General features: G+C 59.4%; 20 protein-coding genes. 9 read left to right on the forward strand and 11 right to left on the reverse strand.

Going from position 1 to position 21,616, the window contains the following annotated elements:
- The first annotated feature begins 177 nt into the window (after window positions 1-177).
- Window positions 178-1,899: a C4-dicarboxylic acid transporter DauA gene (dauA, locus tag ACL2XP_RS13550; RefSeq protein WP_413739006.1), complete on the forward strand. Its 1,722-nt coding sequence runs from the start codon at window positions 178-180 to the stop codon at window positions 1,897-1,899.
- Window positions 1,900-2,019: 120 nt separating this feature from the next.
- Here dauA and kdsA read toward each other — a convergent pair whose 3' ends face one another.
- The 6 genes from kdsA to hemA form a co-directional block, all read right to left on the reverse strand.
- Complete coding sequence (gene kdsA, locus ACL2XP_RS13555) at window positions 2,020-2,874, reverse strand: 3-deoxy-8-phosphooctulonate synthase (protein WP_413739007.1); 855 nt, start codon at window positions 2,872-2,874, stop codon at window positions 2,020-2,022.
- Window positions 2,875-2,935: 61 nt separating this feature from the next.
- Entirely contained in the window at window positions 2,936-3,745 is an 810-nt protein-coding gene (sirB1, locus tag ACL2XP_RS13560; RefSeq protein ID WP_413739008.1) for an invasion regulator SirB1, read from the reverse strand.
- Window positions 3,742-4,140 carry a SirB2 family protein gene (locus tag ACL2XP_RS13565; RefSeq protein ID WP_413739009.1) on the reverse strand — a complete coding sequence of 133 codons (399 nt, stop codon included), beginning with the start codon at window positions 4,138-4,140 and terminating at the stop codon, window positions 3,742-3,744. The genes sirB1 and ACL2XP_RS13565 overlap by 4 nt, the downstream gene beginning before the upstream one ends.
- Window positions 4,141-4,173: 33 nt before the next feature.
- On the reverse strand, window positions 4,174-5,010 hold the full coding sequence (gene prmC / locus ACL2XP_RS13570) for a peptide chain release factor N(5)-glutamine methyltransferase (RefSeq protein WP_413739010.1): 837 nt from the start codon (window positions 5,008-5,010) through the stop codon (window positions 4,174-4,176).
- Window positions 5,010-6,092 carry a peptide chain release factor 1 gene (gene prfA, locus ACL2XP_RS13575; protein WP_413739011.1) on the reverse strand — a complete coding sequence of 361 codons (1,083 nt, stop codon included), beginning with the start codon at window positions 6,090-6,092 and terminating at the stop codon, window positions 5,010-5,012. Before prfA ends, prmC begins: the two co-directional genes overlap by 1 nt.
- A 32-nt stretch (window positions 6,093-6,124) precedes the next feature.
- Entirely contained in the window at window positions 6,125-7,381 is a 1,257-nt protein-coding gene (hemA, locus tag ACL2XP_RS13580; protein ID WP_413739012.1) for a glutamyl-tRNA reductase, read from the reverse strand.
- 234 nt (window positions 7,382-7,615) lie between these two features.
- On the opposite strand from hemA, the gene lolB reads away from it, so the two are divergent.
- From lolB to prs, 3 genes are all read left to right on the forward strand, one after another.
- A complete protein-coding gene (lolB, locus tag ACL2XP_RS13585; protein WP_413739013.1) occupies window positions 7,616-8,239 on the forward strand; it encodes a lipoprotein insertase outer membrane protein LolB in 624 nt (207 codons plus the stop codon).
- On the forward strand, window positions 8,236-9,096 hold the full coding sequence (ispE, locus tag ACL2XP_RS13590; protein ID WP_413739014.1) for a 4-(cytidine 5'-diphospho)-2-C-methyl-D-erythritol kinase: 861 nt from the start codon (window positions 8,236-8,238) through the stop codon (window positions 9,094-9,096). The genes lolB and ispE overlap by 4 nt, the downstream gene beginning before the upstream one ends.
- Window positions 9,097-9,253: 157 nt before the next feature.
- Window positions 9,254-10,201, forward strand: coding sequence for a ribose-phosphate diphosphokinase (prs, locus tag ACL2XP_RS13595; RefSeq protein ID WP_413739015.1), 948 nt, complete (start codon window positions 9,254-9,256; stop codon window positions 10,199-10,201).
- A gap of 226 nt (window positions 10,202-10,427) precedes the next feature.
- On the opposite strand, the gene ychH is transcribed toward prs, so the two are convergent.
- Window positions 10,428-10,697: a stress-induced protein YchH gene (gene ychH, locus ACL2XP_RS13600; RefSeq protein WP_413739016.1), complete on the reverse strand. Its 270-nt coding sequence runs from the start codon at window positions 10,695-10,697 to the stop codon at window positions 10,428-10,430.
- 695 nt (window positions 10,698-11,392) lie between these two features.
- Between ychH and ACL2XP_RS13605 the strand changes: the two genes are divergently transcribed.
- Both ACL2XP_RS13605 and pth read left to right on the forward strand, forming a co-directional pair.
- The gene (locus ACL2XP_RS13605) at window positions 11,393-12,115 is read left to right on the forward strand and encodes a 3-keto-5-aminohexanoate cleavage protein (RefSeq protein WP_413739017.1); all 723 of its coding nucleotides are present in this window, start codon (window positions 11,393-11,395) and stop codon (window positions 12,113-12,115) included.
- 215 nt (window positions 12,116-12,330) lie between these two features.
- On the forward strand, window positions 12,331-12,915 hold the full coding sequence (gene pth / locus ACL2XP_RS13610; RefSeq protein ID WP_413739018.1) for an aminoacyl-tRNA hydrolase: 585 nt from the start codon (window positions 12,331-12,333) through the stop codon (window positions 12,913-12,915).
- A 7-nt stretch (window positions 12,916-12,922) separates the two neighbouring features.
- Here the strand turns inward: pth and ACL2XP_RS13615 are convergent, their stop codons facing one another.
- A complete protein-coding gene (locus tag ACL2XP_RS13615; RefSeq protein ID WP_413739019.1) occupies window positions 12,923-14,386 on the reverse strand; it encodes a SulP family inorganic anion transporter in 1,464 nt (487 codons plus the stop codon).
- 393 nt (window positions 14,387-14,779) lie between these two features.
- Here ACL2XP_RS13615 and ychF point away from each other — a divergent pair, with 393 nt between their 5' ends.
- Window positions 14,780-15,871, forward strand: a complete 1,092-nt coding sequence (gene ychF / locus ACL2XP_RS13620) for a redox-regulated ATPase YchF (RefSeq protein ID WP_413739020.1) — start codon at window positions 14,780-14,782, stop codon at window positions 15,869-15,871.
- A gap of 168 nt (window positions 15,872-16,039) precedes the next feature.
- Here ychF and ACL2XP_RS13625 read toward each other — a convergent pair whose 3' ends face one another.
- Window positions 16,040-16,639: a LysE family translocator gene (locus ACL2XP_RS13625; protein ID WP_413739021.1), complete on the reverse strand. Its 600-nt coding sequence runs from the start codon at window positions 16,637-16,639 to the stop codon at window positions 16,040-16,042.
- A gap of 98 nt (window positions 16,640-16,737) precedes the next feature.
- On the opposite strand from ACL2XP_RS13625, the gene ACL2XP_RS13630 reads away from it, so the two are divergent.
- Window positions 16,738-17,586 carry a LysR substrate-binding domain-containing protein gene (locus ACL2XP_RS13630; RefSeq protein ID WP_413739022.1) on the forward strand — a complete coding sequence of 283 codons (849 nt, stop codon included), beginning with the start codon at window positions 16,738-16,740 and terminating at the stop codon, window positions 17,584-17,586.
- A gap of 172 nt (window positions 17,587-17,758) precedes the next feature.
- Here ACL2XP_RS13630 and ACL2XP_RS13635 read toward each other — a convergent pair whose 3' ends face one another.
- Window positions 17,759-18,931, reverse strand: a complete 1,173-nt coding sequence (locus ACL2XP_RS13635; RefSeq protein ID WP_413739023.1) for an MFS transporter — start codon at window positions 18,929-18,931, stop codon at window positions 17,759-17,761.
- A 203-nt stretch (window positions 18,932-19,134) separates the two neighbouring features.
- The gene (locus ACL2XP_RS13640) at window positions 19,135-20,325 is read right to left on the reverse strand and encodes a serine hydrolase domain-containing protein (protein WP_413739024.1); all 1,191 of its coding nucleotides are present in this window, start codon (window positions 20,323-20,325) and stop codon (window positions 19,135-19,137) included.
- A 131-nt stretch (window positions 20,326-20,456) separates the two neighbouring features.
- Here ACL2XP_RS13640 and ACL2XP_RS13645 point away from each other — a divergent pair, with 131 nt between their 5' ends.
- On the forward strand, window positions 20,457-21,389 hold the full coding sequence (locus ACL2XP_RS13645; RefSeq protein ID WP_413739025.1) for a LysR family transcriptional regulator: 933 nt from the start codon (window positions 20,457-20,459) through the stop codon (window positions 21,387-21,389).
- The last annotated feature ends 227 nt before the right edge of the window (window positions 21,390-21,616 follow it).

Raw genomic sequence — 21,616 nt, forward strand, 5'->3', positions numbered from 1 at the left:
CTGGGCCTAAAAGCGTGACCAACGGTGAAAAAAAAGTGCAATGACAAAGATACTGATTCTTTTTCGCCTCTCCCATGATTTAACGCTGGTTTTTACTTTCCAATACCGTGTATTTTAGTCATTCTTTATGACGGACCCCTGGCCCGCCTTGGTTAACGTTTTGGTTCGTTTGTATTCATGAAAAATCGTCTCTTCGCTGGAATCCGCCCTTTTAGCGCGTTTATCGACGCCTGCTGGAAAGAACCTTACACTACGCAGCGTTTTATCAAAGATATTATCGCCGGTATTACCGTCGGCATCATCGCCATCCCCCTGGCCATGGCGCTGGCCATCGGCAGCGGCGTGGCGCCGCAATACGGCTTATATACCTCCGCCGTTGCCGGTATCGTCATCGCCCTGTGCGGCGGGTCGCGCTTTAGCGTTTCCGGGCCGACCGCGGCCTTTGTGGTCATCCTTTATCCGGTTTCCCAGCAATTTGGCCTGGCGGGGTTATTAATCGCCACCCTGCTCTCGGGGCTGATATTGGTGGTAATGGGGTTTGCCCGCTTAGGCAAGCTGATCGAGTTTATCCCGCTGTCGGTAACGCTGGGATTCACTTCGGGCATCGCCATCACGATCGCCACCATGCAAATCAAGGATTTTTTCGGCCTGACGCTTGAGCAGGTGCCGGAACAATATGTCGGCAAAGTCGCGGCGCTGGTGGGCGCGCTGCCGACCATCAACCTCGCCGATACGCTTATCGGCGTGGGAACCATGGCGGTTCTGGTCTATTGGCCGCGGTTGGGCATCCGCTTTCCCGCCCATTTGCCGGCGCTGATCGTCGGGTCCGGCATTATGTGGGTCTTATGGCTGTTGGATATGCCGGTGGCCACCATCGGCACCCGGTTCGGCTATATACTGGCGGACGGCACCCACGGCCAGGGCATCCCCCCCATCCTGCCGCAGTGGCTGCTACCCTGGAATTTACCCGATGCCCGCGGCGTGCCCATGGGCTTCAATTGGCACACCGTTTCGGCGCTGCTGCCCGCCGCGTTTTCCATGGCCATGCTGGGCGCCATTGAATCCCTGCTGTGCGCCGTGGTGCTCGACGGCATGACCGGCAAAAAACACCAGTCCAATAATGAGCTGATTGGCCAGGGACTGGGCAATATCATCGCGCCTTTCTTCGGCGGGATTACCGCCACCGCGGCCATCGCCCGCTCGGCGGCCAACGTCCGCGCCGGCGCCACCTCTCCGGTTTCATCGCTGGTGCATGCGGGGCTGGTATTGCTGGCATTACTGGTGCTGGCGCCGGCATTATCCTACCTGCCGCTGTCGGCCATGGCGGCGTTATTGCTGCTGGTCGCCTGGAATATGAGCGAGGCGCGTAAAGTCGTCTACCTGCTGCGCCGCGCCCCGAAAGACGACATCATAGTGATGCTGATATGCATGTCGCTGACGGTGCTGTTTGATATGGTGATTGCCATCACCGTCGGGATAGTGCTGGCATCGCTGCTGTTTATGCGGCGCATCGCCAGCATGACCCGGATCAATGAACTGCCGCAAAGCATCGCCGGGCAGCGGCGGGTCATCAGGGTGAACGGCCCGCTGTTTTTCGCCGCCGCCGAACGGATATTCGAAGAAATCGCCGAGCTGACGGCGCAGGACCCGGTAATTATTTTGCAGTGGGATGCGGTACCGGTATTGGATGCCGGCGGTCTGCAGGCATTCAGAAACTTCAGCGAGCATCTGCCGGCGGGCGCCAGGCTTATCGTCACCGATATCCCGTTCCAGCCGTTAAAAACCCTGGCGCGGGCCAATATCCATCCCATCCCCGGCCGGCTGGAATTTTACAGCACCCTGCCGCAGGCGCTGCAAGCGCAAGACCAGATCCTGCCGGCCACGGCCAACGGCAATTAACCCGCGCCGCCCGGCCGACAGAAAATAAAAACGGGGGACATGGATATGTCCCCCGTTTTTTTATTGCTCATGCAACGCCATGCCCGCGAACCCGTGTCATGTTAACGGGAGCACCCGCCCTTAGCGGCTGGTGTCGAGCTCCGCAAAACTCTTGACCACTTCATCAATCGCCTTCATCTGCGCCAGAAAAGGCTCCAGCTTATCCAGCGGCAGCGCCGACGGACCGTCGCACTTGGCATGATCCGGGTCCGGATGCGCCTCGATAAACAACCCGGCAATCCCTACCGCCATGCCGGCGCGGGCCAGTTCGCCGACCTGCGCGCGGCGTCCGCCCGAGGCGGCGCCAAACGGATCGCGGGTCTGTAACGCATGGGTAACGTCGAAAATCACCGGACAGCCCCCAGAAACCCGGTTCATGATATTAAATCCCAACATATCGACCACCAGATTATCGTAGCCGAAATTACTGCCGCGATCGCACAGGATAACCTGTTCATTACCGGCTTCACGGAACTTATCAACGATATTGCCCACCTGGGACGGGCTGATAAACTGCGGTTTTTTCACGTTGATTACCGCGCCGGTGCGGGCCATGGCCTCCACCAAATCGGTCTGGCGCGCCAGGAAAGCCGGCAACTGGATCACATCCACCACATCCGCCGCGATCTGCGCCTGGGAGGCTTCATGCACATCGGTAATCACCTTCACGCCGAACTGCGCTTTCAGCTCCTGGAAGATTTTCATCCCCTCCTCCAGTCCCGGCCCGCGGTAGGAATGGATCGACGAACGATTGGCTTTATCGAAGGAGGCCTTAAACACATACGGAATGCCCAATTTCTGCGTGACCGTGACGTAATGTTCACAAATACGCATCGCCAGATCCCGCGACTCCAGCACATTCATGCCGCCGAACAGCACAAACGGCAGATTGTTCGCCACCGGGATATCGCCAATATTAACCACGAGTTGTTTCATACCTATACCTTATAATCTTTAATCGAAACGCCAGACAGGTTCTTGTTGAGCGCGGGTCGGATTAGTGTAGGGTCACCGATTTCTGCTCGATAGAGTGTATTTGTACTTTAATCATTTCGCTGATCGGGTCTTCAGGGCACTGCTCGACAAAATAATTAAGATCCGACAAAGCCACATGATCGCATTCTAATTGCGCATAAATCAAACCCCGATCGCGTATTTCATAGGGATCGTCCGGATCGAATTCAATCATGGCCTCGCTGGCGCCCAGCGCCAGCACCATTTGTTTTTCGTCCATCAGCGCGGACTTCAGGGTGTCGAGCAATTTGCGCACCACGGTATTATTATCCGCCTCTTCCAGATCGTCATCCGTCAGCTCGATGCCCAAACCGATATTCCCGCGCAGCCAGATATCCAGGGTATGTTCGTCAAGGGTATCGCCGTTAATCGGGTTTATCAGCCACATTTCGCCGTCAAGCCAGCCGGCGCGCAGAATCATCTGCGTCGGGAAGATCACCGGCGCGAGCGGAATGTTCAACGCCTGCGCCACGTGCAGCAAAATGATGCCCAGCGAGGCCGGCAAGCCCTGCCGGCGCTCCAGTACATTATCCAGCCACAGGGCATCCGACAGCCGGTATACTCCGCCGACGCCGCCAAATCCCCAGGTATGGTAAAACAATTTCAACAGCAGTCCGAGCTGCTCATCCTGATTTAATTCCACCGGAATATGTTTCCGGGCATCCGCGGTTAGCGAGCGCAATTGTTGGCGGACGCTTTCAGCTGGGAAATCCTCGCGAACGGCGAGCGAAATACGAATCACGCCCTCGCTGAGCGGTGAAAGGTTATATTCAAAATCCGCGATATTACTCATAAAAATCCTGTCAGCAGGGGAAGCTTACTGCTAGCCAGCCGGTAAATAGTGTACAGACACGCCAGCCCGCAAATAAATGCCAGCCAGCGAATTTTTTCCCGCCGCGTATGTTTACCCAGGGCAATGGAACCCAGCAGGATATAAATAATGACCAGCACTATTTTATCCAGCAGCCAGCGGCCGTCGGGGCTGAAAGGAGAAATTCCGGAAAGGAAAATCAGCGCGATGCCGAACGCCAATAACAGCGTATCGTTGACGTGCGGCGCAATGCGCACCCACCGCCGCGCCAGCAAGGGGGACTCCCGCCAGCGCCAATAAAAGCGAATGATAAACAGCGTAATGGTGATCCATACCGTCGTTAAATGTAAGTACTTGATTGCCGTATAAGCACTCATCACTGCTCCATCACCATTATTGTGGGACAGACCTTATGCCGCCGGCCATTGTCCCATTGATACACGTTCATTGCCGCCATAGTCTTTGCGGGTGTCGACTCGCGCGAAACCCGCGAGGGACAACAAGGCGCGCACCGGTTCTCCCTGGCGCCACCCGTGTTCCACCACCAGCCAGCCGCCGGCTTGCAAATGCCCGGCGGCTTCGCCGATGATAGTGGTTAAATCAGCCAGCCCCGCCGCCGGCGCCACCAGCGCGCTGCGCGGCTCGAAGCGCACATCGCCCTGACCTAAATGAGGGTCATCGACATCAATATAGGGCGGGTTACTCACAATAAGGGTATAGCGCTCCCCCTGCAATGATTTAAACCAATTTCCGGCGTCGAACCCGGCGTTGGTTAAACCTAGGCAGCGGGCGTTTTCCCGCGCCAGGGCCACCGCTTCCGGCTGCACATCGACGCCGGTGACCCGCCACTGCGGCCGCTCGCTGGCCAGCGCCAGGGCGATGGCGCCGGTGCCGGTACCTAAATCCAGCACCTCGGCCGGCCCCGCGCCGACCAATGCCAGCGCCTGCTCCACCAGGCACTCGGTATCGGGGCGGGGAATCAGCGTAGCCGGCGACACCTTCAGCCGCAGGGACCAAAATTCGCGTTCGCCCACCAGATAAGCGATCGGCTCGCCCGCGGCCCGGCGATCCAGCAGCGCCGCCAACCGGCTCAACTGCCCGGCGGTAAGCGGGGTTTCGCCGAAAGCCAACAGCCAGGTGCGCGGCCGGCCGGTCACGAAACCCAGCAGGATTTCGGCGTCCCGCTTGGGACTTTCGCTCGCTGACAGGCGCCGGCTGGCGCCGTCAAGCCACTGGCGGATCTCCATCAGGACTGTTCTGCCAGCGCCGCCAGCTGATCGGCCTGGTACTCCTGCATAATCGGCTGAATCAGCATATCGATCTTGCCTTCGATCACCTCATCCAGGCGATACAGCGTCAGGCCGATGCGGTGATCCGTAACCCGGCCCTGGGGGAAATTATAGGTCCGGATGCGATCGGAACGATCGCCGCTGCCGAGCAGATTACGCCGGGTCGAGGCCTCTTCCAACTGGCGCCTGCGCACTTCCGCGGCGCGCAGCCGGGCGCCCAGCACCGCCAGCGCCTTGGCTTTGTTTTTATGTTGTGAACGCTCATCCTGGCACTCCACCACCAGCCCCGAAGGGATATGGGTGATGCGAATGGCGGAATCGGTGGTATTAACGTGCTGGCCGCCCGCGCCGGACGAGCGGAACGTATCGATGCGCAAATCGCCGGGATTAATCACCGGCAGTTCTTCTTCCGGAATGGCCGGCATTACCGCCACCGTACAGGCGGAGGTATGGATACGGCCCTGTGATTCGGTTTCCGGCACCCGCTGCACGCGATGGCCGCCCGATTCGAACTTGAGCAGGCCGTAAGCGCCGTCGTTATCGATTTTGGCGATAACTTCTTTGTAGCCGCCATGCTCGCCGTCGCTGGCGCTGACAATCTCCACCCGCCAGCGCCGCGCTTCGGCAAAACGGCTGTACATGCGGAACAAATCGCCGGCGAAGATGGCGGCTTCGTCGCCGCCGGTGCCGGCCCGCACTTCCAGGAAGCACCCCCGCTCATCGTCGGGATCTTTGGGCAGCAGCAGCAATTGCAATTGCTGTTCAAGCTCTTCTTGCTGCGCCCTGGCGTCCTTGAGTTCTTCCTGCGCCAGATCGCGCATTTCGGGATCGTCGAGCATCAATTCCGCGGCCTGGATATCCGACTGCACTTGCTGCCAGCGCTGGAAGGACGCCGTAACATCGGTCAGTTGCGCATACTCCTTCGACAGCGCGCGAAAACGATCCTGATCGGTAATAATGCCGGCGTCGCCGAGCAACACCTCGACTTCTTCCTGGCGCTCTTGCAACGCTTCCAGTTTGGCAACAATAGAAGGCTTCATGGGTGGTGGTTTTACCTTATTAGTATAATGCGCTAGTCCAGTCCAAGACTGTCCCGCAGGATTTGCAGCCGCTCGACGTCACCGTCGCGGGCGGCCTGTTGCAGCGATTTGGTGGGGGCGTGGATAAGACGGTTGGTCAGCCGGTGGGCCATTTCCCTGACGACCTGTTCAGGGTCGGCGCCTAGCCGTAGCGCGGCCACGGCGCGTTCTTCCATATCGGCGCGCAGGGTATCGGCCTGGGCGCGGAAATCGCGAATGGTCTCCACGGCGTTTTGCGCCCGCAGCCAGCCCATAAAATCCAGGCACTCCTGCTCAACGATGGTTTCCGCCTGGACGGCGGCGGATTTGCGCTGGGCCAGGTTTTTCTCGATGATGGCCTGAAGATCGTCCACGGTGTACAGGTAGGCATTGGCGACTTTACCCACCTCCGCCTCGATATCCCGGGGCACCGCGATATCCACCAGCAGCATGGGCTGGTTGCGGCGCAGCTTCATGGCCCGTTCCACCATGCCCTTGCCGATAACCGGCAGGGTGCTGGCGGTGGAGCTGATAATGATATCGGCCTGGGCCAGCCGGCTATCGATATCGGCCAGGCCGATCACCTCCGCGCCCACCTGGTCGGCCAGAATTTGCGCCCGCTCGCGGGTGCGGTTGGCGATAATCAGCCGTTTAACGTTATGCTCGCGCAGATGGCGCGACACCAGTTCAATGGTCTCGCCGGCGCCCACCAGCAGCACCGTCACGTCGGCCAGGGATTCAAATATCTGCCGGGCCAGGGTACAGGCGGCGAACGCCACCGACACGGCGTTAGAGCCGATTTCGGTTTCGGTGCGCACCCGTTTGGCCACGGAAAACGATTTTTGGAACAGCCGCTCCAGCTCGCCGGACAGGTTATGCCCGCGCTGGGACTCGGCGAAGGCTTTTTTTACCTGCCCCAGAATCTGCGGTTCGCCCAGCACCAGCGAATCAAGCCCGCTGGCGACCCGCATCAAATGGCTTACCGCTTCGTCGCCCAAATGCCAGTAGAGGCTTTGCCGCACGTCTTCCGGGCGCAGGTGGTGATAATCGCATAACCAGCGTATCAGTGATTCCTTGAAATCATCCTGCTGCCCGACGCTTAAATATAATTCGGTCCGGTTACAGGTAGACAGCACGACGCCACCCTGCACCAGCGGTTGCTGAAGCAGACTGATCAGCGCCTGGTCGAGCGTTTCGGGCGAGAATGTCACCCGTTCGCGCAGCGCGACCGGTGCTGTTTTATGGTTGATACCTAACGCAAGGAGAGTCATGGAATACGGCTATTAAATAATACGAGTGTTAGTATGGTTATCGTTTCACTGCATTCTACTTGATGCGCGTGATCAAGAAAAGTCACACCGCATTTTAGACCCATCCGGTGGTGGATACCGGGGTGGCCGCGCAGCGAAATAAATGCCGCTTAGCGCGGAAATTGACGCTATCATGGTTTTGTTGGTCCGAATGAAAGCCGTATCTCAAAAGAAAAAATAAGGAAGCCGTTTTTTATGCCGAAGCGTATTTTAGCCTTCTACCGCGTGCTGCCGCTGGCCAGCCTGATCCTGGCCGCCTGTAGCGTCCATACTCCTACCGGCCCGGCGAAAAGCCAGACGTCCCCCGAATGGCGCCAACACGAGCAGTCCGTGGCGCAGTTGACCCATTACCAGACCCGCGGTTCGTTCGCCTATATCTCCGGCTCGCAAAAAGTCTATGCCCGCTTTAACTGGCAGCAAACCGGCCCCGACCGCTATCGCCTGCTGCTTACCAATCCGCTGGGCAGTACCGAATTGGACCTTAACGTGCAGCCCGGCATGGCGCAGGTGACCAATAATCAGGGTAAGAAGTATATCAGCGACAATCCCCAAGAGATGATTACCAAACTCACCGGCATGAATATCCCGCTGGAGAATCTGCGTAAATGGATGCTCGGCCTGCCGGGCGACGCCAGCGATTTCACCCTCGACGATCGCGGCCTGCTCAAACAGGTAAACTATGACCAGGACGGTCATAAATGGACGGTGACCTATCTGGGCTATCGCGACGACACGCAACCGGCGCTGCCGGCCAATCTGGAATTGCATCAGGGCGAACAGCGGATCAAACTTAAAATGGATAACTGGAATCTGAAATGATTTATCAGTGGCCCGCCCCGGCCAAACTTAATTTATTCTTATATATCACCGGCCGCCGCGCTGACGGCTATCATCTGCTGCAAACGCTATTCCAGTTTCTGGATTATGGCGATACCCTGACATTCGAACCGCGCAATACCCCCGAAATCAGGCTGAGAACCCCGCTGGCCGGCGTTAACGACGACGATAACCTGATTATCAGGGCGGCTCGGCTGCTGCAAAGCCATCCGCAGGTGCAAAAAAATAATTTCACCCCGCCCGGCGCCGATATTTGGCTGGAGAAACGTCTGCCGATGGGCGGCGGATTGGGCGGCGGATCGTCTAACGCCGCCACGGCTCTGGTAGCGCTGAATCATTTGTGGCAATGTGGTCTTGCAAGCGACGAATTGGCCCGGATGGGGCTACGTCTCGGCGCCGATGTTCCGGTGTTCATCCGCGGCCACGCGGCGTTTGCCGAAGGAATCGGCGAAATATTGACCCCCGCCGCCCCGCCGGAGAAATGGTACCTGGTAGCCGTGCCGGAAGTGAGTATATCCACCCCGGTCATTTTCGCCGATCCGGACTTAAAAAGAGACTCGCCGGTCCGCTCGCTGGACGCGTTATTGGCGCTGCCATTTAGTAACGATTGTGAGCCAATCGCAAGAAAACGTTTTTGCGAGGTTGAACAGCATCTTTCATGGCTGTTAGAATACGCGCCGTCGCGACTGACTGGCACCGGTGCTTGTGTATTTGCCCAATTCGATACCGAAACCGCCGCCCGTCAGGTGCTTGAGCAGGCCCCGGCATGGATGCGTGGTTTTGTAGCGCGCGGCGCCAACGTCTCTGCGCTGCAGGAAACGTTGGCCGGGGCTGATTAATTAAGATAGCCGGACCGTTACGCCGCCGAAAGACGACGGTTCTGCCAGGTTGTTTTAAAAAGATATACCCGTATGGAATTGTCCTGTATGGCGCTCCGGTCTCGAGTGTTATGCTGTCGGCAATACCTTCTCTGGACGCAAGCCTGAGGTTCTTCTCGTGCCTGATATGAAGCTTTTTGCTGGTAACGCCACCCCGGAACTAGCACAACGTATTGCCAACCGTTTATATACCAGCCTTGGTGACGCCGCTGTAGGTCGCTTTAGCGATGGCGAAGTCAGCGTGCAAATCAATGAAAATGTACGCGGTGGTGATATTTTCATCATCCAGTCCACCTGTGCGCCGACCAACGATAACCTGATGGAACTGGTTGTCATGGTCGACGCGTTGCGCCGGGCATCCGCCGGGCGTATCACCGCCGTAATCCCCTACTTCGGTTATGCCCGCCAGGACCGTCGCGTACGTTCCGCCCGCGTTCCCATCACCGCCAAAGTGGTCGCCGACTTTCTGTCAAGCGTAGGCGTTGACCGGGTGCTGACGGTGGACTTGCACGCGGAACAGATCCAGGGCTTCTTCGACGTCCCGGTTGATAACGTATTCGGCAGCCCGATTCTGCTGGAAGATATGTTGCAGCAGGACCTGGAAAACCCGATTGTGGTTTCGCCGGATATCGGCGGCGTGGTCCGCGCCCGCGCCATCGCCAAGCTGCTCAACGATACCGATATGGCCATCATCGACAAACGCCGTCCACGGGCCAACGTCTCGCAGGTGATGCACATCATCGGCGACGTGGCGGGTCGTGACTGCGTGCTGGTGGATGATATGATCGATACCGGCGGCACTTTGTGCAAAGCGGCTGAAGCGCTTAAAGACCGCGGCGCCAAGCGCGTTTTTGCTTATGCCACCCATCCGATTTTTTCCGGTAATGCCTACGAAAATATCCAGAATTCGGTTATCGATGAAGTGATTGTTTGCGATACCATTCCCCTGGACCCGAAAATTAAAGCCTTACCGAATGTCCGCACCCTGACCTTGTCGGGCATGCTGGCCGAAGCCATTCGTCGCATCAGCAACGAAGAATCCATTTCCGCCATGTTCGAGCATTAATCTTTACCGCCGCCGCCGAGGCGGCGCGCCAGGCGCGCGATCCCCGGCAGGACGCTTAAGGATGGCTCTGCCATGATGTTGCCAGCCATCTCTCCGGATACGGGCCGCCAGGCCCGCCCGTAAAAAAAAATCCCGAACCAGCAGTGCGGGTCCAGGATTGGGAGAATAAAAAATGCTCGGTATTGTTATTTTTCTGGAAGACAATTAACCCGCTGAGCCAGGGTGATTAATGGTGTCCGCTACGACGGCAGCGATCGTCGAACCGGCGGTGCCACCAGTAGCGATCGGATATGCGTTCATGGCCGCCCATACGTGCGCCGGCAACCCACAGCAGCGCGCCGATAAAAATGCCCATAATCGCGGCATGCGCAACCAGCGGGGTGAAGTGCAGCTGGGGCAGCTGATTTAATACCGAGCATCCCAACCCGACAATCATCATGACCATGCCCACACCCATCAGACCGTTACCACACAAGAGTGCTGATTTACGTTTCATCGTTCACCTCCGGGTTAATCAATGAAATCGAGAACTTTTTTCTCTTAGTCATTATCTGGTTAAAGTATAGTCACCGGATGGCTGAGAGCATCGTGCCCGCGATCACAGAGTCGCAAATTAATCACACAAATCGTTAAACAATTTCTTTTTTCATATCAGCATGCTTAATGGGATTGGCGGCGACTTATCTTGCCGGCGGAAGCTTGTTGTCACATTCAGTCCGACTTTTTTACTTAATTGAACACCGGATCACAATCAGGTGCGGCGGGCGGCGTCATGATCGTGCAGGAGACAGGAGGTGACTATGTACACTGACGATCTGGAAGTCATGTCCACCATGGCGATAGCCCTGACGATTATCGCGCTGTTTTGCGCGTTGCTTTGATGGCCCGCGCGCGCAAACGAGGCGGTTTGCAGGCTCGCGCCGCAGAGCGGGCGGCGCCGTTATAAGGCGAGAAACATAGCAAAGCGGGGTAAATACCGTTGCGCCGATAATATGCGATGCACATCCCCTGCTCTGATAATCAGGCAGGATGAAGATGGCTGACGCAGTGCAATATGCGCGCGCCTTAATTTCATCGCCGAATCCCTTTTATCCACCGGCGTTCCCCCCAGCCATCGTGTCCGATATTATCAGCCCATGCCCGCTTACGAAAACGATAATAATAACGCCTTGACTAACGTGGGGTTAACTGATGATCATCCAAGCCTGTATTAATGGTGCCCGTTCAGCAGAATATCACCCGCAGCTGCCCCTGACGCCGGTGGCCATGGCCGCGGCGGCGCGCGGGTGCGTCCTGGCCGGCGCGGCGGAAATCCATCTGCATATCCGCGATCGCCAGGGCAAGGAATCGCTGGCCGCCGCCGATGTGGCGGCAACCGTCCAGGAAATCAGGCGCGCCTGCCCCGGCACGCTGCTGGGCATATCCACCGGGGAATGGATTGAAAACGCTATGGAACGGACGCTGTCTTGCATCCGGCAATGGCGCGTCGGCCCCGACTACGCCTCGGTGAACCTGGGCGAATCCGGCGCCCTGCCGGTGATGCGGCAGCTACGGGCCGCAGGCGTAGGCATAGAAGCCGGCCTGGGTTCGCTGGCGGATGCGGAAAAATTGCTGGCGTCGGGCTTCCTGCCGCAGGTATTGCGGATTTTAATTGAATTAGAGCGGCAGGATGTCGTCCAGGCCATGGCGCAGGCCCATGGCATCATGGGATTGCTGGCCGGCCAGCGAGTACGGCGCCCGTGGCTGCTGCACGGCTTTGACGCCACGGTCTGGCCCCTGGCCGCCCTGGCCCTGGGCCAGGGAATATCGACCCGGGTGGGACTGGAGGATAGCCGCTATCTCCCCTATGGACAGCTGGCCGCCGACAACGCGGCGCTGGTCGCGGCGGCCATGGCGATAAAGCACCCTGGCTAACAACCTGGTTAAAAAAACGGCTGGCTGCCTGCGCCGCGCAGCCATGGCGTACCGAAGAAACCCGCCCCGTTTTGCGCCGTCCGGGTATAAATCTGCTAACATGGCCGCCTGATTGCGATATGCCGGGCGCGCGCGCAAGTTTATCGGACCTCCCCGGCGCGACCTATCAAAAACTGATTAATTAATTTATTGAAATAATTGAGAATTATAGCGTAATGACTATCAAATTGATTGTGGGTCTGGCCAATCCCGGCGCCGAATACGCCGCCACCAGACACAACGCCGGCGCCTGGTATGTCGATTTGCTGGCGCGGCAGTTTCGCCAGTCCCTCAAGGAAGAAAGCAAATTCTATGGCTATACCGGCCGTTTAACCCTCGCCGACCAGGATGTGCGCCTGCTGGTGCCCACCACCTTTATGAACTTGAGCGGCAAGGCCGTGGCGGCCATGGCCGCTTTTTACCGGGTATTGCCCGAAGAGATCCTGGTGGCCCACGATGAGCTGGATTTATTGCCGGGCAACGCCCGGTTAAAGCTGGGCGGCGGCCACGGCGGCCATAACGGCCTGAAGGATATTATCAGCCGGCTGGGCAACAACCCCAATTTCCACCGGTTGCGCATCGGCATCGGCCACCCGGGGGATAAAACCAAAGTGGTGGGGTTTGTGCTGGGCAAACCCCCGGCCGGCGAGCTGGCGCTAATCGATCAGGCGATTAACGAAGCGGTGAGCTGTACCGGCCTTTTACTGCAGGACGGCCCGGTAAAAGCCATGAACCGCCTGCACAGCTTTAAAGCGGTTTAAATACCGATTAAGCGGCCGGTTCGTCCAGTTCATGGCTGCAAAACGGTCCGGCCCGCCGCAACAGCGCAATACACTCCGCGCTAAGATGGCGTAAGCGGATCTGTTTGCCGGCCGCCAAATATCGCGCGGTCAGTTTATCTACCGCCTCGACGCCGCTGGCATCAATCACTCGCGTACGGGCAAAATCCAGCACCACGCATGCCGGATCGTTGGCGGGCGCAAACAACTCGGCAAAGGCGGTCGCCGACCCAAAAAACAGCGGCCCGTCCAGATGATAGACCACTTCATCCGCTAGGCGCCGTTCGCAGTGGCTGATACGGATACGCGCCTGTTGCCAGGCAAACACCAGCGCCGAGATAATGACGCCTGATATCACCGCCACCGCCAGATCGGTAAAGAGGGTAATCACCGTCACCGCCACCAGGACCAGCGCGTCCGCGCGCGGCATACGGCGAATGCGCTTCAGAGAACTCCATTCGAAGGTATTGATGCAAACCATAAACATAATGCCCGCCAGCGCCGCTACCGGCAGAACGGCGATATAATCCGACAGGCTGACCACAAAAATAATCAGTAACAGCGCGGCCACCGTACCCGAGATGCGGCTGCGTCCCCCGGAAGTGAAATTGATGATTGACTGACCTATCATCGCACAGCCGGCAAAACTGCCGAACAGGCCGCACAGCACATTGCCCGCGCCCTGGGCCAGGCATTCCCGGTTGCCGGAGCCTTTTTTACCGCCCATTTCATCCAGCACCGTGAGGGTGAGCAGCGATTCAATCAAACCGACAAAAGCGATAATCACCGCATAGGGCAATACGACTTTCAGCGTCGCCAGGTTCAATGGCACATCCGGCCAGGTAAACGCCGGCAGGCTACCGGAAATATCCGCCAGGTCGCCGACCCGTTTGGTATCGATATCCAGACCTATCACTACCGCGCTGACGATCAGCAGCGCCGCCAGCGAGCCGGGGATAGCCCGGCTGATTTTAGGAAACCCCCAGATTATCAGCATCGCCAGGGCCACCAGCGCATACATGACCGGCCCCTGCCCGCGTATCATCGGCCACTGCGCCATCATAATGACAATAGCCAGGCCGTTGACAAAACCATAAATCGCCGGCAGCGGCACCAGGCGGATAAATTTCCCCAGCCTGAGCAGGCCGATAAGCAGTTGTATCGCCCCGGCCAGCAGCGTCGCCCACAGGACATAATCCAGGCCGTACCGGGCGGCCAGGCTGGCCAACACTACGACGATGGCGCCGGTGGCGCCGGATATCATGCCCGGCTTGCCGCCGAATAAGGCGGTGACCAGCCCCAGGATAAAAGCGGTATGCAGGCCGATTATCGGCGATAATCCCGCCACCAGGGAAAAGGCGACCGCCTCGGGAATCAGCGCTACCGCCACTACCGAGCCTGACAGTACGTCGTTTTTAACGTCGGCCAGGGGCAAAGACTTCAGATGAAACATGGTAATATTCCAGCAGCCAGACCGGAATACCAAGGTATGCCGGGAAGGTAAACAGCACAGCGAGTGATGACACCGCTAAACCAGGAGAAGGCGCGGCAGAATAGCCGTCGTCGGACGGCGGGCCATGCTGCTGGCAACCTATTTATAACATCGCTAAGTATCCCGGTTAACCGGCCGCAACTCAAGCTTAACATCCCACCGGCGCCGCCTTGAAGGATGATTCGGACTTAACGGAGCGGCAAGCGGCGGCGCGGGTCACGGCGTCCGCATGATCCGGGCCGCCGCCAATCGAGTTATGGCCGTTTTATGTGTATAATAATGGCTTGCGTTGTCGATTGTCCCGTCAGCCAAACTTAACCGTCTGATAATAAAGCTATTTAAGGTGATATAACCATGGGTTTCAAATGCGGCATCGTGGGTCTGCCCAACGTGGGTAAGTCCACGCTATTCAATGCATTGACCAAAGCGGGAATCGAAGCAGCCAATTTCCCGTTTTGCACTATCGAACCGAATACCGGTATCGTACCGATGCCCGATCCGCGCATGGATCAACTGGCCGCCATCGTCAAGCCGCAGCGTATCGTACCCACCACCATGGAATTTGTTGATATCGCCGGCCTGGTTAAAGGGGCGTCGAAAGGCGAAGGCCTGGGCAACCAGTTCCTGACCAATATTCGCGAAACCGAGGCCATCGGCCACGTGGTGCGCTGCTTTGAGAACGACAACATCATCCATGTCGCCGGTAAAGTCGATCCCGTGGACGATATCGATGTCATCAACACCGAACTGGCGCTGTCCGACCTGGATGCCTGCGAACGCGCCATCTTCCGGGTGCAAAAACGCGCCAAGGGCGGTGATAAAGACGCCAGGATTGAGCTGTCCGCCCTGGAAAAATGCCTGCCGCACCTGAGCGAAGCCGGCATGCTGCGCACGCTTGATCTGAGTGATGAAGAAAAGGCGGCCATCCGCTATTTAAGCTTCCTGACCCTTAAACCCACCATGTATATCGCCAACGTCAACGAAGACGGCTACGAGAATAATCCGTACCTGGATAAAGTCCGCGCCATCGCCGACGCCGAAGGGTCGGTCGTGGTGGCGGTATGCGCGGCGGTTGAGTCGGATATCGCCGAGCTGGAAGAAGAAGAGCGCGCCGAGTTCATGGCCGAACTGGGCCTGGAAGAGCCGGGGCTGAACCGGGTGATCCGCGCCGGTTATGAATTGCTGAACCTGCAAACCTACTTCACCGCCGGGGTAAAAGAAGTGCGCGCCTGGACCATTCCGGTGGGCGCCACCGCGCCGCAGGCGGCGGGCAAAATCCATACCGACTTCGAGAAAGGTTTTATCCGCGCCCAGACCATCGCTTTTGACGACTTTATCACCTATAAGGGTGAACAAGGCGCCAAGGAAGCCGGCAAGATGCGCTCCGAAGGCAAAGAGTATGTGGTCAAGGACGGCGACGTAATGAACTTCCTGTTCAACGTCTAAATGGCTTTGGTTGTCTCATGACATCCCGGGATGTTTCATAAAGACGGATCAATATTATAAAATCCACGCAATTGCGTGGATTTTTGTTTATAAATCGAGGACGTAAGCGGAACAAATGCCAGAAACAGTGGCGGTTGCCGGCAGGGCCGCTCAACGCGTCGAGGCCGTTCATTCCAGCCACATCGGAATAATTGAAATAGCGAGCAGCATGCCCAAGATGGCGTTGAGCGCATGCCATTGCGTATCTGTCTGAAGAAGGCGGGCAAGTAGCAAGCCGGCGATGCACCAGAGGGACAGTGAAAAGACTGCCGCGAGCCCGAACGAACATCCGAGGATGAACGCGAGACGTGATGGTTCGGCCGCAAGCGAGGCGAAAGAGGCGGCGGCTCCCAAGGTCATCGCCCACCCTTTCGGGTTGTGCCAAACTAGCCAAACCGCACCGAAGAATCTCGCGGGCCTGGCGATGTTGGAATGCAAATGTGGTGGGCCGCTGCGCGCCATTTTCCATGAGAGCCATAATAGGTAGAGTGTGCCGACGAGCTTCATGGCAAGCTGGAGGGATGGAAACGCCAAAACAGCGCCCCCCAATCCAGCGGCAGCCCCAGCGGCCATGGAAGCAAGACCCACCGCGATCCCCCCCATGAATGGCAAGGAACGGCGATAGCCAAAATGGGCGCCGGACGCGGTGGCTAACGTCGTAGCGCCGCCTGGTGTAATCGTGGACACAATGACAAACAGAACAAGCGGCAGAACTTCAGCGACTGACATTCAATCCTCCAAACGTGTTGGGGAAAGTCTATCGTGGCACCATGTATAACTGAATCTCATATTGTGCATGCCATGCATTACGAGTCATAATACAAGGCATGGCTCGCAATCTTGACGTCACCCTACTTCGCACCTTCGTCGCCGTCGCCGATCGCGCCAGCATGACGGCGGCCGGAAACGCCCTGCATCTTACGCAGAGCGCGGTCAGCCAGCAGATTGCCCGGCTGGAGGACTTGTCCGGCGCATTATTTATTCGTGAGAAGAGGACTCTCCGTCTGACATCAAACGGAGAGCGGTTCCTGGTAAAGGCCAGGCGCCTGGTTACTCTTAATGACGAGTTGTGGGCCGATATGGCGGAAGGACCAATAGATGGACTGGTCCGCCTTGGCGCCCCTTATGATTTAGTAGGGACCTGGCTGCCCCCGATTCTCAAGATCTTTTCACAAGCGCACCCTAATGTGGATATCAAGCTTGTTTGTCTTGCGTCCCCTGAACTTTTGACCGCCATTACCGATGGCGCGCTGGATCTCGCCCTAATCGAGGAGCCGGTTGGGAAGTCAGATGGTGAATGCTTGGCGGTTGATCGTCTGGTCTGGGTCGGCGCTAAGGGAGGCGCGGCGTATCTGAAGACCCCGCTTCCGGTTTCTATGGTTGCGGAAACCTGCGCTTTCCGTCCCGTTGTTTTGCAGGCTCTCGGTGAATGCGATCTTGCCTGGCGCACAATGTTCGAGAGTGGCAGCATTGATGCGACACGCGCCACGGTTCGGGCCGATCTTGCCGTAACGGTGTGGCTGGCTTCGACCGTTCCGGACGATCTCAATATTCTCCCCTTTGGTGAGAACTTGCCTAAACTTCCCTCGTTCGCAATTAATCTTTACCACGCGAAAGGGCTGCTTCCGCGCGCAGTCGGTGAACTCAGACGGCAAATACGGCATAGTGTCGCGTAGCGTAGCGCCGCTCGATGAGAATGTCGCAATTACAGGCTCTGGCAATGCGCCTGGACGAACCCAAGCGCGTCCAGAACCCGCAATAAAGAACAATAGCCCCCGCCGAAGGGCGGGGCTTGAAGAGCGGATAGCGCCGGCTGACGCGGCCCAGGCCGGTAAGATCTACGTGGTTTTATTTCATCAACGATGGAAAACCATGCCGCCTGGCCGCCCATACCACGATTAGCGTCGCCGCCAGCAGCGCGAGCAAGGCGGGGGCGAATGCGCCGACGCCCAGCCGTCCGAGCAACGCGCCCCCGAGAATGCCGCCGCCGGCAATCGCCGTGTTCCAGGCGGTCACCAGCATGGACTGCGCGACATCCGCCGCGTCGCCGGCCGTCTTGGCCAGCGCGGTCTGGAATAACGTCGCCGCGCCGCCGAAGGCCACGCCCCAGACGCCGACCATAGCGTAGACGACGGCGGGCGCCTGGCCGGCCACACCCAGCGCCAGCGCCGCCAGTCCGAACGACGCGGTGCTGGCCAGGGTCAGCATCCGCAGATGGCGGTCGATCAGCGCGCCGACGACCCAGATTCCCAGCAAGGACGCGGCGCCAAACACCAGCAGTACCCGATCCGTGCGCTCGGCCATGCCGGCCGATGACAGGAAAGGAGCGATGTAGGTGTAAAGAATGTTGTGCGCCAGCACGAAGGCCAGCACCACGAACAGCACCGGCCGCACGCCGGGCAAAAGGAATACCAGCCGCAGCGGCTGTCGCCGGTCCTGGGCCTGCCCGGCGAAATCAGGCACCCGCAGGCGCACCCAAACCATCAGGATCAGCGCCAGGCCGCTCATGATGCCGAAGCAGATGCGCCAGCCCACCAGCGTGCCGAGGAAGGTGCCCACCGGCACCCCCACCGACAGCGCCAGCGGCGTGCCCACCATCGCCACCGCGATCGCGCGGCCCTGCTGGTGCGCGGGCACCAAACGCGCAGCATAACCGGCCAGCAGCGCCCACAGCAGGCCCGCCGACACGCCCGCCAGGAAGCGCGCCGCCATGGTTAGCGCATAGCTGGAGGACAGCGTGGTCACCGTGTTGGCGACCACGAAGCCGGCGATTGCCGCCAGCAGCAGCGGGCGCCGCCGAAAGCCCTGCGTAGCGGTGGTCAGCGGAATCGCCGCCGCCAGCGAACCGATGGCATAAATCGTCACGGTCTGGCCGACCCAGGCTTCGGATACCGCCAGTCCTTGCGCCATCTGCAGCAGCAGGCCGGCCGGCAGCGCCTCGGTCAGGATGGTGATGAAAGCCGCCATGGCCAGCGCCAGCAGCGACGCCAGCGGCAGGCGGTCACTGGCGGCGGCGCTCATCGTCCGGGTTCCCGCGCTTGCCGTGCAGTCTCTTCCAGACAAGGCGCCACGGCCACCTTGCCGGCGCCGCCACCGCCTTCCACCCGCCTGTGGGCCTCGATCATGCGGGCCGCATCGAGCGGATGCAACACGCGAGGGACAATCTGGCCCAGCGCGCCGGAGTCCGCCGGCGCCGCCACTTCGCCGAGGCGGAGATATCATCATCACCGCACCTCCGGCACGTCATAAACCGCGTCGCGCAGGTCGGTGACGAAACGGCCGGACATGCCTTCGTACAGCGTGTTGGTGAAAGCGACCACGCTCAGGCCCTGCGCCCGGTCCACGAACCAGGAATGGCCGTAGGCGCCGCCCCAGCGCCAGGTGCCCGCCGATTCCGGCGAAGCGGCGAGCCGGGGGTCACGCAGCACCGAGAAGCCCAGGCCGAAACCGAAGCCCGGGGCGGCGGGCAGCTCCATCCCGCCAGTCTGATCCCGCGCCATTTCCGTGATTAGCTCGTCGGGCAGGAGAGCGCCGCCCCCCTGACGCAGGGTTTCCAGCAGGCGCAGGAAATCCCCGGCCGTGCCCGCCATGCCCGCGCCGCCCGAAGGGAAGGCCCGTGCATCAAAAATACGGGCCGGGCTGTAGGCGACCCCGACCACATCTTCGAAGGCCGAGACCGTCTCGTCCTCCGCCAGCCGGTGCGGCTGAGGCGTGTCGTTTACATAGGCGGCGGCCACGCGCTGCGGATCGCACGCGACGAAGCCGGTATCGGCCATGCCCAGCGGGCCGGTGACCAGTTGGCGCACCGCCTCGTCCAGCGACGTGCCCCGGATACGCTCGATCAGCGCGCCCAGTACATCGGTCGCCAGCGAGTAGCCCCAGGCGGTTCCCGGTTCGTACAGCAGCGGCACGCCGGCGAGGCGCCGCAGGTTCTCCTGCAAACTGATGCCGGACGCATCCATGCCGTCCGACACGCCCGCCCGCGCGTAAGGGCCATGGGCATCGGTTTCGAAGAAGCGATAGCCGAGACCAGCCGTGTGGCTGAGCAACTGCCGGGCGGTGATGCGCGCCGGGCGACCATCGGCCAGCCGGGGACGGAACTCGGGCAGCCAGCGTCCGATGTCCTCGTCCAGGCCGAGCCGGCCTTGCGCCGCCAGGACCAGCGCCGCGGTAGAGACGATGGGCTTGCTTACCGAAGCCAGGCGGAAGACTGTTTCCAGGACCATCGGTTGCGCGCTTTCGCGGTCGGCAAAACCGGCCGCTTGCTGGTGGATCGGCTGGCCATCGCGGGCAACCAAAACAACGGCGCCAACCAGCCGCCGATCGTCGAGCGCCTGCTGGACAACGCTCTGGATGCGGGCGGATAGCTGCGCGGGCGGAACGCCCCGGTGCAAGGGATGGGTGAAATTTGTCATGGCACGCTCCTCAATAAACCGGCTAAATCGGCCGTGCCCTTACGATAGAAACTTCGTGATTAAAGAAAAAGTAGGCTACAGTTCCTTGATGCACGGAACGTTATGTCCGCAATTGAGCTATGGGATAAGGAATGGACAGTCTAAATGGCTTTGTGGTATTCGTTCAGGTGGCCGAGACGCGCAGCTTCGTCGCCGCGGGCCGGCTGCTGGGCGTGTCGGCCTCGGCCGTCGGCAAAAGCGTGGTGCGATTGGAAGAGAAGCTGGGCGTACGCCTCTTCCACCGCAGCACGCGCAGCGTGACATTAACGGCTGAAGGCTCGCTGTTCCTGGAGCGTAGCCGTCGCATCCTGGCCGAGATCGAGGCGGCGGAATTGGAGCTATCGCAGGTCAGCGCCGCTCCGCGCGGCCGCCTGCGCGTGAGCCTGCCGCTGGTCGGCTCGCTGCTGCTGCCGGTACTCGGCGAGTTTATGCGCGCCTACCCCGAGATCGAGCTGGACCTGGATTTCACCGACCGACTGGTCGATGTGATTGAGGAAGGCTTTGATGCCGTCGTGCGCACGGGCGAACCGGCCGACTCGCGCCTGTCGGCCCGATGCCTGGGCACCTTCCCGATGCGGGTGGTTGCTTCGCCCGACTACCTTGCGCGGCGGGGCACGCCCCAGGCGCCGGCCGATCTACTCAAGCACGCCTGCCTGCACTATCGCTGGCCCAACAGCGGCAAGCTGGTGACCTGGGCGCTGCGCCAAGAGCCCGGCGAGCCCGAATTGCAACTGCCCACGTCGATGATCTGCAACAACATCGAGACGCGGGTGTGTTTTGCGTTGCAAGGTCTGGGAATTGCCTACCTGCCGGACTTCGCTATTCGTGAGCCATTGGCGGATGGACGTTTGCGGCCGATCCTGGCTGACTATGTAGCGTGCACCGGCGTGTTCCATGTGCTGTGGCCGGCGAGCAAGCATCCCTCGCCCAAGGTGCGGGCGCTGGTGGATTTCCTGTACGCGCGGGTATTCCCCACCAACGAGTCGACGCCAGCGCCAAATCGGCGTCCCTCTGCCGGCCGATAGCCAAGCTGCTGCTTGCCTGGCCGGCTTGCCTGCCCAGATAATTAGCTGGCCAGTATCGGTCTGGCAGCGGGTAATAACATCTGTTGATAAGTTTTCCCATGGCCAGCACCTGATAACGGTGAGGTGCAGCGCAGGTGTTCACTTTGTATAAAAGCATAAACAGATACGGTGACCTCGGTTGCGAGCGCCACCGCTTAAAAATCAATGGCGGCGGCCCAAATCGGGAT

Source organism: Sodalis sp. RH21 (assembly GCF_047324175.1).
Taxonomy (GTDB): domain Bacteria; phylum Pseudomonadota; class Gammaproteobacteria; order Enterobacterales; family Enterobacteriaceae; genus Acerihabitans.